This window comes from Rhizobium sp. NLR16a (genome assembly GCF_017948245.1).
Classification (GTDB): Bacteria; Pseudomonadota; Alphaproteobacteria; order Rhizobiales; family Rhizobiaceae; genus Rhizobium.
This window is the reverse complement of the sequence record NZ_CP072865.1, coordinates 2,388,507-2,402,811: the sequence shown is the minus strand read 5'-3', so window position 1 is coordinate 2,402,811 and position 14,305 is coordinate 2,388,507. Positions and strand designations below refer to the sequence as shown.

Sequence of the window (14,305 nt, the reverse complement as noted above, 5' to 3'; positions counted from 1 at the left end):
TTCAGCGCTACAGGATGACTTTCTGCAGGATCCGCTGGGGGCTTATGCCGAGGGCCTCAATCTGATCATAGATTTCCGGCGCGCTTTGCACGGCGCCGATCATGATCGGCAGGTCATCCGACAGGGCCGAATGAGGAGCGCGCACTTCGATGCCGCCGAGCCTCTGGCCGATCATTTCGGGGCGCGGATCTATGAAATAGGCGATCTTGCTCGTTTTGAAGAACTGCGACTTGCGGCGAATGATCTGAGCTTGTCCGCCAATCCCCCAAACCACAACGCCCTTAGGATGGACCGGCTCGAATGCCGTCTCCAGCACCGAAGGTTCCAACTTGGATTTCAGCAATTCCAGAGTATCCGGCGTAACCGTCAAGATCCGCTGCCAGACGAGATCGTCAAGGAAAATGAGACGCGCGCCGCGAACTCTCAGCAGATGGTGAAGTTCTACGATCGACACTAACTGCTCATCGGTCACGCGATCCGTTTTGAAATCGCAGCTGATTTGGAAGTTGCAATCGGTCAAGCCATTCTCGACGATCAGGTCGGCGTATTGCCGGAGTTCGTCCGAGGAGCTGTTTTCCGGCAAGAGAATATATTTTATGACGACGTTGCGCGAAGAGCAGGCAGCATAGCGGCGGAGGTTTTCGAATACTCGCTCGAAATGTTTGTACTTGCGAATCTCGTTGAAATTCTTGCTATTTCCGGCGTCGATGCTGGTAACGATATGAGCCTGATCCTTCCGGAGAAGGTCTGCAAGGGGCTCCGAATACATTGTCGCGTTGGTGATGACGCGCTGCTTAACATTGGAAATGCCCTCAGCCAGTTTGCTGAGCAGCTCGTCGAAGCGCGGCTCGACCGTCGGTTCGCCGCCGCCCCAGACGATATATTCCATGTTCTCGAGGGCCTTGGCATCCTTTAACGTGTCAATAAATGCGCCCGCATCATAAGCAGGCTTCTTGCCGCCAAAATACGTCTCGCTGCAATAGGTGCAGCGCATGTTGCAAAGCGAGTGATGCTCGAAGGAAAGATACTTGACGCCCTGATTGAGCGGCCGCCCCCAATCCTCGAATTTCAAGAAGGGACAACCGCGGCATTCATCTGAGTTGTCTCGGTTGATCTCGAGGAACAGGGCATCCTTTGCCTGCTTGATATCGCCGTAGGTGAACTCGAAGTCCTTGCCGTTACCGCCAAAAAGAACCACATCTCCTTTCAGCTCGCCTTCATAGGTGAAGCGCTTGCAGCAGGTGCGCACCTCGCCGGGTCCGAGCAGAATGGAATGATGAAGGTCGTAGCAGCTCCAGAGCTTCGGCGCGATTTCCGCGAAGACTTTCAGCATATCTTCGGTCGTATCGCCTTTTTCCATGCCGTTCATGAAGGCATCGAAGGTGATCCGGTATTTGGTGCGGAAGCCGGATGGCGGAACCGGCAGGGGATAGACGATCTCGGCAAGCTTCATTGAGCGCACGACACGGTCGTGAAGCGTGGAGAGGATCTTGCCGGCATCCTCGAGCTTGACCACCTTGCCGGGCAGCAGCCTGAGCAGGCGAGACGCGGTCACGTTGATGATGCCCGTCAGGAAAGGATTTTTCAGGTCAGGCCACATAGGCGTGTCCGCCACGAGCGCATGCATGGCGTCGAGCGCATCGAAGAAGCCGTCGACGTGACGGGTGCTGAGAGAATTGACGATTGAGCCCTGTGTATCGAGCTTGCGGTAGATCTGCCGGTCGAGACTCTTGACCGAACGCGCGCGCATCAGCGCGTGAAACATGTAATCGACGTCCTCGTGAAGGCCGCCCCGGAACATGATGTTGTTGTCGAGGAGGAAACGGCGGCGGAACAGATGGAAGATGACTGATCGATCAACGCGATCCTGAAGATAATCCGCCAGCCTGTCGGCGCCCTCGACTCGGGCGAGATCCTCGCGGATGCTGGCTTTCAGGCTATTGCCGGTTTCTGCGTCATGAAGGCTGGAGTTGAACGCGAGGATATCCGTGAGGTCTTCGACGGATGCTTGAAGCATCTCCAGAAAGTTGTTCTCGACGACGTCGTCGGCATCGACAAAGCAAATCCATTCGCCTTTTGCTCTGAGTACCCCTGCATTCCTGGCGATACCGGGTCCGCCGTTGCCGTCGAGGCGCAGGACACTAACGTTATTATGCCCACGAGCTATCTCTTCGGCTTTAGCGATCGTGTCGTCCGCCGAGCAATCGTCGACGACAATAATTTCAAATGCCGTCTGCCCCTGCTGACTTAATAGGCTCTGCAGGCATCGCCCAATGACGTTTGATGCGTTGAAGGCGGGGACGACGACGGAAAAAGACGCCTGCACGATCTGCTCGCGTCCGCTGATACCCGCCATTGTAGCATCCATCAACTGCATCATTTGAAATCCTCTGCCTGCATGATCGCTCCATGTCGACCATCAATTAAATCGTGAGAATTGTGCGAAACCTGCGGGTACCGCGAAGCTCGCCGGAATCGAGCGGCCCCAAACCGCTACGCGCTCCATCGCCCGGTATCATCAAGCAGTGTGCTCAGGCGAGCGATCCTCGCCTCAAGTTCCGGAAAGGCGGCGCGCCAATACTGGTAGACATTGATCAGATTGCGATAGGAGACCGGCAAATCCTGCGGGCTGAGGAAGCCGTTGGCGTGCGCATAATTCAGAATGTCTTCGTAAAAGATGATGGCGTAGATGAAGATCGGGTTCGTGGTATGGTTTGATTTGGAATTGGAATGTTGCCGGAAATAGGAAAGCGGGTGCGGATGGGCGACGAATGCGCCTTCCTTGGCGAGCTCCATCCAGCCTGAGAGATCAAGAAGGCCGCGGAAGATACCGTTTTCCGGTCTGAAAAGCCGGAACTCGCCGTTCTCATCGAAGCAGTCCGCCTTGCGCATCATCACGGTCGAATATTCGCCGATAAGGTTGAGGTGATGCATGGCTGTCAAGCGGATGAAATCCCGGCCTTCGATGACCTTTAAACCCTGGGCAACCTGGAAATGGTTGATCAGGTTGATGAAATTGTTCCTCTCGTCGATCACATGCCGCGGTGAAAAGGCAAGTTTCGTCCCTCTGCCGCGCGTTGCCTCCAGCGCTTCAAGAAGAAACTGCACGCAGAAAGGGCTAAGCACGTCGTCATCGAACAGAAATTTGATGTATTCGCCCTCGGCGAGACCGGCGAGCCTCATGATATTGGTGTATTCGCCGGGATGGGGATTGCGGCTATAAGTAATGAGGCTGGAATACCGTGAACAGATTGCCTCGATGGCGTCCGTCGGGCAATCGTCCGAGACGATGATCTCGACATCCGTATAGCTTTGCGCGATTGCACTCTTCAGGGTGAGTTCAAAGAAATCAGGCTTGTAGGCCGGTATACAGATCGACACGCGCGGCAAATGTTTCTCCCCTTGAAACGCTTTTCTCCAGCCTCAGCCGGCGAAAGCGGTGATCGCCTCGCCGGAGGACCGAAGCAGACGGCTTGCCATCACCATAGAACTCGGGCGTTACGCGAGGCTTGCGCGGAAGGACAGGCAAAATCGGCAAAAGACGCCGCGGATCTCGCCAGATAGATAAATGATTGCTGGGAGAAAGGTGGCACGCCCTCGGGCATTCGCAACTCCGCGTTCCACGAGCATTGGGCCTGCGCGGTGGACTCTCTGCGTTGCGTTCCCCGCTTGGCTGAATTCCCTAACGCGAAAACTGAATGATCTCGCCGTTGTACTGCGTGCGCGTGGTCTCGCGGAAACCGAGCTTGGCCGCGACCCGCAGCGAGGCGTAGTTCTCGGGACTGATGATGCAGCTCATCGGCTGTCCCGGAAAATGCGCCTCCGCCCAGCCGATCAGAGCCGTCAGCGCCTCTGTGGCATAACCGCGGCCGTGGGCTGCGGGCAACAGCGCCCAGCCGATCTCCATCGTTCCCTCGATCGACGGTTCCATATCGCGCCGGGCTTCGAGGAAACCAGCTTCGCCGATGAACCTGCCGCTTTCCTTTTCCACGATGGCCAGAAAGCCGAAACCCATATGGTGCCACATGCCGGCGATGCGCAGCATGCGGCTCCAGCTCTGCTCGCGCGTCGACGGCGCGCCGGTAATGAAGCGAACGACGGTTTCATCCGCCCACAGCGCCGCATGCGCCTCGAAATCGTCGAGGCGGTGAGGGCGAAGCGTCAGCCGCTCCGTTTCTAGGGTGGGGATGTCGATCACGATAGGTCCTTGGGGAAATCGCGTTCAGGCGCCGGGCTCGCCATCCCAATAGTCGAGATCGCCTTCAGTCTTTCCGATATGGCGGAAGCGCCCGGTTTCTGTCGCCTCCCTGTTGGTCTTGGCAAGGAACTTTCCGGAATCGGGATATTCGACGATTTCGGTTTTCGCCATCGTCGAAATGCCGAGATAGACGAGCGTGGTTGTGCCGGTATTGATAAGCTGATGCGCCGTTTCCGGCCCGCCCGCGGGTGCGCCGAGTACGTCGCCCGCCCGGACCGGATGGCGCTCGCTGCCGAAGCGGTATTCGCCGGCGCCTGCGATCACGTAGAACAACTCGTCCTCGACGTGGTGATTGTGGAAAGGGCAGCTCGATTTGCCGGATGGCACCTCATTGTAGCTGATGCCGAGGCCCGCAAGGCCGAGCAGCGCGCCGAACGAGACGTCGGCGCCTTCGTAGAACTCGCCCTGTTTCCAGTGGTCGAGCTTGAGATCAGCGATATTGATGATCGCTTTCGATTCCGCCGCCATGATGTCCTCCTGTTGCAGGAAGAGAAGCTATCATCTTGCCGGAAAATTCAATGGCAATCGCGCGCTGACCCGGGAAAATCCTCGGCATGGGCGGAGAGGAGAACGCCGCCCATGCTTCGAGCTTGCAACAGGTTGTGATCTCAGCGGACGTAGAAAGTCACGCTTCCGTCCGCCGCCTGTTCGGCGTTGACGATGTTGCGTACATCGACGCCCTCATTGTTCAGACGGTGTGCAAGCGATCTGTTGGCATGGATCGAGGCCTGGATTCCGTGTATCGCCTGGCCGGAACGTTCCGGGGCCGAGCGCGGACCTGTCGTCTCGTCGTCGAGATTGTGCCAGTTTCGGACCTGCTCGACATTGAAGTCATTGCCCCGGAAGGTCCTGAGCGTCTGCTCGATGCCCTGGGCGGAGTTCATTCTGAAGCTCTCGGCCCGACTGACGCCGGCAAAAGCGAGTGAGGAGAGGGCTGCGGCGATGGTTATTGTGACAACGCGGTTCATGATTTAATCCTTTCATCTGCTTTGACGGTCGGCTGTCGTGCAGGGGATCGTCTGCGTCACGAGATGGAATTGGCGTTGTCACTTTCGCGATTCAATGGGATAAGTACCTGAAAAAGAATTAAAAATTCTTCATGAAAACCGCCTTCGAATTGCCGTTTTCCACGCCCCCGGAAAAGCGGATTTCGAAGGCTTGGCAGGCTCGGCAGGGACGGTGCGGCTATCCCGCTGTCGATATTTCCTCTTTCGCTTTTGCAGCACTGGCCGAAAGTGCTTGCCATTCTGATGAAGGCATGTTTTGACCGCGGGCTGTCGAGTGGAAAAATTCCCGCCAACCGAAGGTAAACAATGTCGAGAGAGACCGCTCCCCATATTTTGATCGTCGAGGCCCGCTTCTATGACGACATGGCCGACGCGCTGCTCGAAGGCGCGACCTTTGCGCTCGAACAAGCCGGCGCCACCTATGAGGTTGTCACCGTTCCCGGCGCGTTGGAAATTCCGGCAGCGATTGCCATGGCGCTCGATGGGGACGACAATGGCGGCACGCATTATGACGGCTATGTCGCTCTCGGCATGGTCATTCGCGGCGAGACCTATCATTTCGATATCGTATCGAACGAATCCTCGCGCGCGCTGATGGATCTCGCGGTCAGCGAATCCCTTGCCATCGGCAACGGCATCCTGACCGTCGAAAATGACGAACAAGCTTGGGCGCGCGCCCGCCGTTCGGACAAGGACAAGGGCGGGTTTGCCGCCCGCGCGGCTCTGACGATGATCGCGCTGAAGCAGAAACTGGGTGCATAACGAATGAACGACGACAAGACGGAACGGCCGGTCAAGACTGCGAACCAGCGGGGCGCTGCCCGCCTGGCGGCCGTTCAGGCGCTTTATCAGATGGATGTCGGCGGCACCGGCGTTCTGGAAATCGTCGCCGAATACGAGGCGCACCGCCTCGGTCAGGAACTCGACGGCGCCACCTATCTGAAGGCCGATGCCGCCTGGTTCCGCTCCATCGTCTCCGGCGTCGTGCGTGATCAGGTTCGTCTCGACCCCCTGATTGCCGCGGCATTGCAGGATGATTGGGCGCTGTCGCGCCTCGATAGCACGGTGCGGGCCATCCTGCGTGCCGGCGTTTTCGAACTCCTCGATCGCAAGGACGTCCCGGTGGCGGTCATCGTCACCGAATATGTCGAGATCGCTCGAGCCTTTTTCGATGACGACGAGCCGAAGCTCGTCAATGCCGTGCTCGACCGCATCGCCAAGCAGGTCCGCGGCGAGGCGAAGAAGTAACTCTTTAGCCGCCGAACAATCTCCCTACGTCTTTCTTCGTACCGCAATGGTTTTCGGCCTTTGCGGGCTTGACGCCACGTGATCGACCACGCAATCTCCGCACCGCTTAGCTGTGCATTTCTGTGGAGAGGAAGGCGAGTCGGCGGCGTATCTGCCGGAGAAGGAGTGAGCTCCGGCCTATGGGAGGAAAGAGCGAAATGACCATTCTTTTATGCGTAATCGCATCCGGTCTGCTCTCGGTGGTCTATGCCGCCTGGGCAACCCGGTCGGTGCTTGCCGCCGATCAGGGCAACAGCCGGATGCAGGAGATCGCGGGCTACATCCGCGAGGGCGCCCAAGCCTACCTGACGCGTCAATATAGAACCATTGCGCTTGTCGGCGTCGTTGTTTTCATCGCAGCCTGGCTGCTTCTCTCCGCCACTGCCGCCGTCGGTTTCCTGATCGGCGCCGTTCTGTCAGGTGCTGCCGGTTTCATCGGCATGCACGTCTCCGTCCGCGCCAACGTGCGCACCGCCCAGGCGGCGTCCGCCAGCCTTTCCGCCGGTCTCGACATCGCCTTCAAGTCGGGCGCCATCACCGGCATGCTGGTGGCGGGCCTCGCGCTGCTCGGCGTCTCCATCTACTATACTATATTGACAGTCGGGCTCGGACACGAGAGCGGCTCGCGCGAAGTCATCGACGCGCTGGTGGCGCTCGGCTTCGGCGCCTCGCTGATCTCGATCTTCGCCCGTCTCGGGGGCGGCATCTTCACCAAGGGCGCCGATGTCGGCGGCGACCTCGTCGGCAAGGTGGAGGCCGGTATCCCCGAAGATGATCCGCGCAACCCGGCGACGATTGCCGATAACGTCGGCGACAATGTCGGCGACTGCGCCGGCATGGCGGCCGACCTGTTCGAGACCTATGCCGTCTCCGTCGTCGCCACCATGGTTCTCGCCGCGATCTTCTTTGCCGGCGCGCCGATCCTTCAATCAGCAATGGTCTATCCGCTGGCGATCTGCGCTGCCTGTATCATCACCTCGATCATCGGCACGTTCTTCGTCAAGCTCGGCTCGAACGGCTCGATCATGGGTGCGCTGTACAAGGGCCTCATCGTCACCGGCCTGCTGTCGATTGTCGGTCTCGGCGCCGCCACCTCGCTGACCGTCGGCTGGGGCTCGCTTGGCACGGTCGCCGGCGCCGACGTCACCGGTACCAACCTCTTCGTCTGCGGTCTCGTCGGCCTCGTCGTCACCGCGCTGATCGTCGTCATTACCGAATACTATACCGGCACCGGCAAACGCCCCGTCGTTTCGATCGCCCAGTCTTCGGTGACCGGTCACGGCACCAACGTCATCCAGGGCCTGGCAGTCTCGCTCGAATCGACCGCTCTGCCGGCCATAGTCATCGTCGGCGGTATTCTGGCCACCTATCAGCTCGGCGGCCTTTTCGGCACCGGTATCGCCGTCACCGCCATGCTCGGCCTCGCCGGTATGATCGTCGCCCTCGATGCCTTCGGTCCGGTCACCGACAATGCCGGCGGCATCGCCGAAATGTCCCATCTGCCGCCGGAAGTGCGCAAGTCGACCGACGCGCTCGACGCCGTCGGCAACACCACCAAAGCGGTCACCAAGGGCTACGCGATCGGTTCGGCCGGTCTCGGCGCACTGGTGCTTTTTGCCGCCTACGCCAACGACCTGCGGTATTTCGCGGCTCATGGCGACCAATATCCCTATTTCGCCAATATAGGCGAAATCTCGTTCGAGCTGTCGAACCCTTACGTCGTCGCCGGCCTGCTTTTCGGCGGCCTGATTCCCTATCTGTTCGGCGGCATCGCCATGACAGCCGTCGGCCGCGCCGCCGGCTCGATCGTCGAGGAGGTTCGCCGGCAGTTCAAGATGAAGCCCGGCATCATGCAAGGCACGGAAAAGCCGGATTACGGCAAGGCCGTCGACTTGCTGACCAAGGCCGCCATCCGCGAGATGATCGTGCCTTCGCTGCTGCCGGTGCTCGCCCCCGTCGTCGTATATTTCGGTGTGCTTCTTATCTCCGGCTCGAAGGCCTCGGCCTTTGCCGCCCTCGGCGCATCGCTGCTCGGCGTCATCATCAACGGTCTCTTCGTCGCCATCTCGATGACCTCGGGCGGCGGCGCCTGGGACAATGCCAAGAAGAGCTTCGAGGACGGATTCGTCGACAAGGACGGCGTGCGTCACATGAAGGGATCGGATGCACACAAGGCCTCCGTCACCGGCGATACCGTCGGCGATCCCTACAAGGATACAGCCGGCCCCGCCGTCAACCCGGCAATCAAGATCACCAATATCGTCGCGCTGCTGTTGCTGGCCGTTCTCGCCGGTTGATGGTCCAAGCACCGCGGTGCGCCGCGGATGCTACCCCGAACATATAAAAACCCGCCGGAGCGATCCGGCGGGTTTTTGTTGGAAATCTGTCCGATCAGCGCAGGCTGCTCGGATTTTGCGGCGTGCCGCCGGCGCCGCCGCCGAACAGGCTGCGGGCAGCACTTGCTGCGCTGCCGCCGGAGAGCATCTGCTGCAGGAAGGTGAGTTCCTTGCCGCCGGTCGGCGTGACGCGCGAGACCGTATCGAAGACCTTGCCGTCCTGCAGTGTGTAGTTGGCGCGGCGGGTGACGACGCCGTCCTTGTCGAAATAGATGGCCAGAACGGTCTGGTCGACGACCTTCAGCTTCTGGAAGGCGACGGCGCGCGTGCGCCGCTGTGAAATATAATAGAAGACCTCGCCGTCGAAGGTCGCCGTCGTCGATGGCGTGCCGAGCGAGAGCAGGACCTGTTCGCGGCTGGAACCTTCCGGAACGAGATTGAGCGACTGCTGATCGACGACATAGCCGCCGTTGAGCACGGTGCCGGTCTGGCAGCCTGAAAGAGCTGATGTGGAGGCGATTATGAAGGCAATGGCCGCGCTGCTGAAGAATTTCATGTCAGACTTGAAATACCGTTTCTTCAACGACATCTACTCCCTTGGGTGTCGATAGCAGCCATTTTGTGCCTTGCACGCTTTCCTCCTGCAAAACCATTGTGGCCATTCCGGGTCGAGTTTCCCGAATTCGCTTCGCTGGCGGCTCGAAGGCGTCGTCCCGAAGCAGGCCACGAACGGCATTGCAATTCGCGCCTGCTTCGGTAAACCAGCTTTCGAAATCATGCAACAAGGCCGGACGCTAGCCGGCGTGAAGAATGAGGCATTTCCGGAAAAAACAATGATCCTCGGGCTCTTCCGCAAGAAAAACAACAATCAGGCGATCGTCGACAGGCAATATGCGACGCTGACCGCAGCCGCGCGCATGCCCGATCTCTACGAGCGGCTCGATGTACCGGATACGGTCATGGGCCGCTTCGAAATGCTGTCGATCGTGATGATTCTGTTTTTTCGCCGCACGCGCGCCTCGGCCGTCAGCGGCCAGGAGATTGCTCAGGAGATCGTCGATGCCTTCTTTCAGGACATCGACTATTCGATCCGCGAGCTCGGCATCGGCGACAACAGCGTGCCGAAACGCATGAAGAAGCTCGCGGGCATGTTCTATGGCCGGCTCGAAACCTATTCGAAGGCGATGGACGCCGGCGACGCCGAGGCGCTGGCGCTTGCATTGATGCGCAATATCCACCCGGAAACCGAGACACCGGCGGATATGTCCGGCCTGGCCAGCTGGATGATGGCCGCAGAATCCCATCTGTCCGCCGTTCCGGAGGAGCTGATCGCCAGCGGTTCGGCAACGCTGCCGCCGGTCGCCTGAAGGAGGAAACGATGAAGAACGATCGGGACGATGTTCCCTTCTCCTATCGCGTCAAGGTCGGCCACATCTCGGCCAATCCCGTCGAGGTTCATATCGAGGCCGATGCCAGCGAGTTGAAGGCGCTTGCCGAGGCCTGGAGCGTTGTCTCCGTCGACGATCTCAGCGCCGATCTGCAGATCGCCCGCTGGAAACGCGACGGCGTGCGTGTCAAGGGCCGCGTACAGGCGAAGATCGTCCAGTCCTGCGTCGTGACGCTGGAACCGGTCGAAGCCGTGATCGACGAAAGTTTCGAGCAGATCTTCGTGCCCGAGGGTTCCAAGCTTGCCCGCCAGCCCGGCAACGACGCCGGCGAGATGCTGCTCGATCCCGACGGTCCCGACCTGCCCGAGGCCTTTGTCGGCGACACGATCGATGCCGGCGAGGTGGTTGCCGAATTCGCCGCGCTCGCCATTGATCCCTATCCCCGCAAGGAGGGTGTCGAGTTCAAGGGCCATATCGAGGATAGCGGCGAGAACGATAAAAAGCCCTCCGCTTTCGCGGTCCTCAAGGACTGGAAAAAGGACTGAAGCACCTCTGGCATTTGACATAATTCAGTTGTATGCGACGCCAAAACCGGTATTTTGGCCGAAATTTCGCCCCTCGGCGAAAAGAAGGATCAGGGACGCGTGATCAGAATATCTCTCGACCTCATGGGTGGCGACTTTGGTCCCCAGGTTGTCATCCCCGGCGCCGCCAAGGCGCTGGACCGGCATCCGGATATTTCCTTCGTTTTCTACGGTCTTAAGGAACAGTGCGATTCCGTTCTCGCCAAGTTCCCGAAACTCAAGGAAAAATCAGTCTTTCACGACTGTGAGCTTGCTGTCAGCATGGAAGAGAAGCCGAGCCAGGCGCTGCGCCGCGGCCGCTATGTCTCGACCATGTGGCGCTCGATCGAGGCGGTGAAGACGGGCGATGCCGATGTCGCCGTTTCGGCCGGCAATACCGGCGCACTGATGGCGATGGCGAAATTCTGTCTTCGCACGATGGCCAATATCGAGCGCCCGGCGATCGCGGCGATCTGGCCGACGCTGAAGGGCGAGAGCATCGTGCTCGATGTCGGTGCGACGATCGGCGCCGATGCACAGCAACTGATGGATTTTGCCCTGATGGGCGGCGCCATGGCGCGCGCGCTTTTCGAGATCGAACGCCCGACGATCGGTCTTCTGAACGTTGGTGTCGAAGAGGTGAAAGGCCAGGAAGAGGTCAAGGAGGCCGGCCGGCTGTTGCGGGAGGCGAATATCGATTCGCTCGAATATTCCGGCTTCGTCGAGGGTAACGACCTCGGCAAGGGCACGGTCGACGTCGTGGTCACCGAAGGCTTCTCTGGCAATATCGCGCTGAAGACGGCCGAAGGCACCGCAAAGCAGATCGCCGAATATCTGCGTGCCGCCATGTCGCGCACACTGCTCGCCCGTATCGGCTATCTCTTCGCCAAGAGCGCCTTCGATATGCTTCGTGAGAAGCTCGACCCAAGCAAGGTCAATGGCGGCGTGTTTCTCGGCCTGAACGGCATCGTCATCAAGAGCCACGGCGGGGCGAATGCCGAAGGCATCGCCGCTGCCATCGAGGTCGGCTACGACATGGCTAAGAACGGCCTCAATCAGAAAATAGAAAACGATCTTAAGAAATATCATGCCAAGCGGCTGCCTCCCATTGGCCCGGAAGCGGCATGAGCTATGGGGTTCAATCGAATATGATCCGTTCAGTGGTTCGCGGGTTCGGAGCCGCACTTCCGAAACGCGTGATGACCAACAGTGATATGGAGGCTATCGTCGATACGTCGGACGAATGGATCGTCCAGCGCACCGGCATCCGCCAGCGTTACGTGGCCGGCGACGACGAGACGACGGCCTCGCTTGGCGAAGCCGCCGCGCGTGCGGCGCTTGCCAATGGCGGCCTGACGCCTGCCGATATCGATCTTATCATCTGCGCCACCTCGACGCCGGACAACACCTTTCCGGCCACCTCGGTCAACATCCAGAACCGTCTCGGCATGAGCCACGGCTTTGCCTTCGACGTCCAGGCCGTCTGCACCGGCTTCGTCTATGCGGTCACGACCGCCGACGCCTATATCCGCGGCGGCCTTGCAAAGCGCGTTCTCGTCATCGGTGCCGAGACTTTTTCGCGCATTCTCGACTGGAACGATCGCACCACCTGCGTGCTTTTCGGCGATGGCGCCGGCGCGATCGTGCTCGAGGCGGCAGAAGGTGAGGGCACGTCTGCCGATCGCGGCGTGCTGACCGCGCATCTGCGCTCCGACGGTTCGCACAAGGACAAGCTTTATGTCGATGGTGGACCGTCGACGACGGGCAGCGTCGGCAAGCTGCGTATGGAAGGCCGCGAAGTCTTCAAATATGCCGTCGGCATGATCACCGATGTCATTCAGGCCGCTTTCGATTCGACCGGGACAACGGCCGAAGACCTCGACTGGCTGGTGCCGCACCAGGCCAATCGACGCATCATCGACGGTTCGGCGAAGAAACTGAACATCGATGCGGACAAGGTCGTCGTCACCGTCGACCTGCACGGCAATACCTCGGCCGCCTCGATCCCGCTCGCGCTTGCGACCGCCGCCGGCGACGGCCGGATCAAAAAGGGCGACCTCGTGATGCTCGAAGCGATGGGCGGCGGCTTCACCTGGGGCGCTGTTCTGCTGCGCTGGTAAGCACGAATCCTAAAAAACTGGCGGCGAACAAGAGCTTGACCGTGAGGCGCAAGACAAATACTCTTCGTTCGCTTTCAAAAAATATTTTGTAATGGGCGGGGAAACCATGACCGGAAAAACAGTGACGCGAGCAGACCTGGCGGAATCCGTTTTCCGCAAGGTTGGTCTTTCCCGGACCGAATCCGCTGAACTTGTGGAAACCGTCATCGACGAAATCTGCAATGCCATTGTGCGTGGCGAAACCGTCAAGCTTTCCTCCTTCGCCACCTTCCAGGTTCGCGATAAGAACGAGCGGATCGGCCGCAATCCGAAGACCGGCGAGGAGGTTCCGATCTCTCCGCGCCGGGTGATGACTTTCAAGGCTTCGAACGTGCTGAAGACGCGCATCCTCAAGGCGCATGTCGCCCGCAAGATCAAGCTGAAGCCGCAGAATCCGGCTCCCTGAGATCAGCCTTCCTCCTCTTGGAGCGGTGTTTTTTTCTCGCACTGGTCGATCCCCTGTGCGCAACGTCGAGACATGACTTGAATTGTCGACGCCAAACCTTTGAAATATGGTGAGTCGCTGTTGGATCGAGCCTGCGAGGTTGCGTAGCATATGACGTTGGACAAGAGCCCCGATGCCTTTCGCACCATCAGCGAAGTCGCAGACGATCTTGATCTGCCGCAGCATGTGCTGCGCTTTTGGGAGACACGGTTTCCCCAGATAAAGCCGATGAAACGAGGTGGCGGCCGTCGCTACTACCGGCCGGAGGACGTCGACCTCCTCAAGGGCATCCGGCATTTGCTCTATGATCACGGCTATACGATCAAGGGCGTGCAGAAGCTTCTGAAGACCAACGGCAACAAGTTCGTCATCTCGGTCGGCCACGGTGATCTCGCCAGCGTCGAGGCGCTTGCCTCGGGTGCGCAGGAGATGGGCGCCGGGGAACCGCGTGTCGGCATGGCGGAGGAGGATCAGATTGTCGGCCGCGCCAAGCCGCCGATCACCCGCCGGTTCTTCAATTTCGTCGCCGGCGACGACGAGCAGCCGGAGGTCTCGATCGGCAAATCGAGCGTCGGCAAGGAAGACAGGGCGCTGCTTCAGGAGGCGCTCTACGACCTCCTGGAATGCAAACGTCTGCTCGATCAGGTCCGCTGATTATGGAGAGCCTTTCCGGGTTAGATTGAAGCATTCTGTTGGCTCAAACGGAGTCGGATGGTCGACCGGCCGGCGCGTGTCGTAGCCCGTCTCTGCGGCCAAGCCGGCCGGTCGAGCAGGCGGCCCGTTTCAGCCAACCCTCCCGCAGATTTGCCTGGATCAAGACTTTGGAATCGCCGGACGCACTTGTTGCTTCGCCACGGCGAAG

General features: G+C 59.6%; 16 protein-coding genes. 10 read left to right on the top strand and 6 right to left on the bottom strand.

The window, feature by feature from the left end; translation table 11 throughout:
- Window positions 1-7: 7 nt before the first annotated feature.
- From J7U39_RS11800 to J7U39_RS11780, 5 genes are all read right to left on the bottom strand, one after another.
- The gene (locus J7U39_RS11800) at window positions 8-2,356 is read right to left on the bottom strand and encodes a glycosyltransferase (protein ID WP_247241664.1); all 2,349 of its coding nucleotides are present in this window, start codon (window positions 2,354-2,356) and stop codon (window positions 8-10) included.
- A gap of 137 nt (window positions 2,357-2,493) precedes the next feature.
- Window positions 2,494-3,390, bottom strand: coding sequence for a glycosyltransferase (locus tag J7U39_RS11795; protein WP_210628356.1), 897 nt, complete (start codon window positions 3,388-3,390; stop codon window positions 2,494-2,496).
- Window positions 3,391-3,682: 292 nt separating this feature from the next.
- Window positions 3,683-4,198 (bottom strand): GNAT family N-acetyltransferase, encoded by a 516-nt coding sequence (locus tag J7U39_RS11790; protein WP_210628355.1) that lies wholly within the window; start codon window positions 4,196-4,198, stop codon window positions 3,683-3,685.
- 24 nt (window positions 4,199-4,222) lie between these two features.
- Window positions 4,223-4,726, bottom strand: coding sequence for a cupin domain-containing protein (locus J7U39_RS11785; protein ID WP_210628354.1), 504 nt, complete (start codon window positions 4,724-4,726; stop codon window positions 4,223-4,225).
- A 140-nt stretch (window positions 4,727-4,866) separates the two neighbouring features.
- Window positions 4,867-5,226 (bottom strand): hypothetical protein, encoded by a 360-nt coding sequence (locus tag J7U39_RS11780; protein ID WP_210628353.1) that lies wholly within the window; start codon window positions 5,224-5,226, stop codon window positions 4,867-4,869.
- Window positions 5,227-5,357: 131 nt separating this feature from the next.
- On the opposite strand from J7U39_RS11780, the gene J7U39_RS11775 reads away from it, so the two are divergent.
- From J7U39_RS11775 to J7U39_RS11760, 4 genes are all read left to right on the top strand, one after another.
- On the top strand, window positions 5,358-5,525 hold the full coding sequence (locus J7U39_RS11775) for a hypothetical protein (RefSeq protein WP_210628352.1): 168 nt from the start codon (window positions 5,358-5,360) through the stop codon (window positions 5,523-5,525).
- Between the two features lie 46 nt (window positions 5,526-5,571).
- On the top strand, window positions 5,572-6,027 hold the full coding sequence (locus tag J7U39_RS11770; RefSeq protein ID WP_011424856.1) for a 6,7-dimethyl-8-ribityllumazine synthase: 456 nt from the start codon (window positions 5,572-5,574) through the stop codon (window positions 6,025-6,027).
- 3 nt (window positions 6,028-6,030) lie between these two features.
- Window positions 6,031-6,513: a transcription antitermination factor NusB gene (nusB, locus tag J7U39_RS11765; protein WP_064706868.1), complete on the top strand. Its 483-nt coding sequence runs from the start codon at window positions 6,031-6,033 to the stop codon at window positions 6,511-6,513.
- Between the two features lie 197 nt (window positions 6,514-6,710).
- Complete coding sequence (locus tag J7U39_RS11760) at window positions 6,711-8,849, top strand: sodium-translocating pyrophosphatase (protein WP_210628351.1); 2,139 nt, start codon at window positions 6,711-6,713, stop codon at window positions 8,847-8,849.
- Window positions 8,850-8,943: 94 nt separating this feature from the next.
- Here J7U39_RS11760 and J7U39_RS11755 read toward each other — a convergent pair whose 3' ends face one another.
- Window positions 8,944-9,477, bottom strand: a complete 534-nt coding sequence (locus J7U39_RS11755) for an outer membrane protein assembly factor BamE (protein WP_210628350.1) — start codon at window positions 9,475-9,477, stop codon at window positions 8,944-8,946.
- Between the two features lie 187 nt (window positions 9,478-9,664).
- Between J7U39_RS11755 and J7U39_RS11750 the strand changes: the two genes are divergently transcribed.
- The 6 genes from J7U39_RS11750 (at window position 9,665) to J7U39_RS11725 (ending at window position 14,097) form a co-directional block, all read left to right on the top strand.
- Complete coding sequence (locus tag J7U39_RS11750) at window positions 9,665-10,255, top strand: ubiquinol-cytochrome C chaperone family protein (protein ID WP_210628349.1); 591 nt, start codon at window positions 9,665-9,667, stop codon at window positions 10,253-10,255.
- A gap of 11 nt (window positions 10,256-10,266) precedes the next feature.
- On the top strand, window positions 10,267-10,821 hold the full coding sequence (locus J7U39_RS11745; RefSeq protein WP_210628348.1) for a DUF177 domain-containing protein: 555 nt from the start codon (window positions 10,267-10,269) through the stop codon (window positions 10,819-10,821).
- 99 nt (window positions 10,822-10,920) lie between these two features.
- Window positions 10,921-11,967 (top strand): phosphate acyltransferase PlsX, encoded by a 1,047-nt coding sequence (gene plsX / locus J7U39_RS11740; protein ID WP_210628347.1) that lies wholly within the window; start codon window positions 10,921-10,923, stop codon window positions 11,965-11,967.
- Window positions 11,968-11,987: 20 nt separating this feature from the next.
- Window positions 11,988-12,959 carry a beta-ketoacyl-ACP synthase III gene (locus J7U39_RS11735; RefSeq protein ID WP_210631655.1) on the top strand — a complete coding sequence of 324 codons (972 nt, stop codon included), beginning with the start codon at window positions 11,988-11,990 and terminating at the stop codon, window positions 12,957-12,959.
- Between the two features lie 106 nt (window positions 12,960-13,065).
- Entirely contained in the window at window positions 13,066-13,404 is a 339-nt protein-coding gene (locus tag J7U39_RS11730) for an integration host factor subunit alpha (RefSeq protein ID WP_047616420.1), read from the top strand.
- Window positions 13,405-13,554: 150 nt separating this feature from the next.
- Complete coding sequence (locus J7U39_RS11725) at window positions 13,555-14,097, top strand: MerR family transcriptional regulator (RefSeq protein ID WP_207608344.1); 543 nt, start codon at window positions 13,555-13,557, stop codon at window positions 14,095-14,097.
- Window positions 14,098-14,305 lie beyond the last annotated feature (208 nt).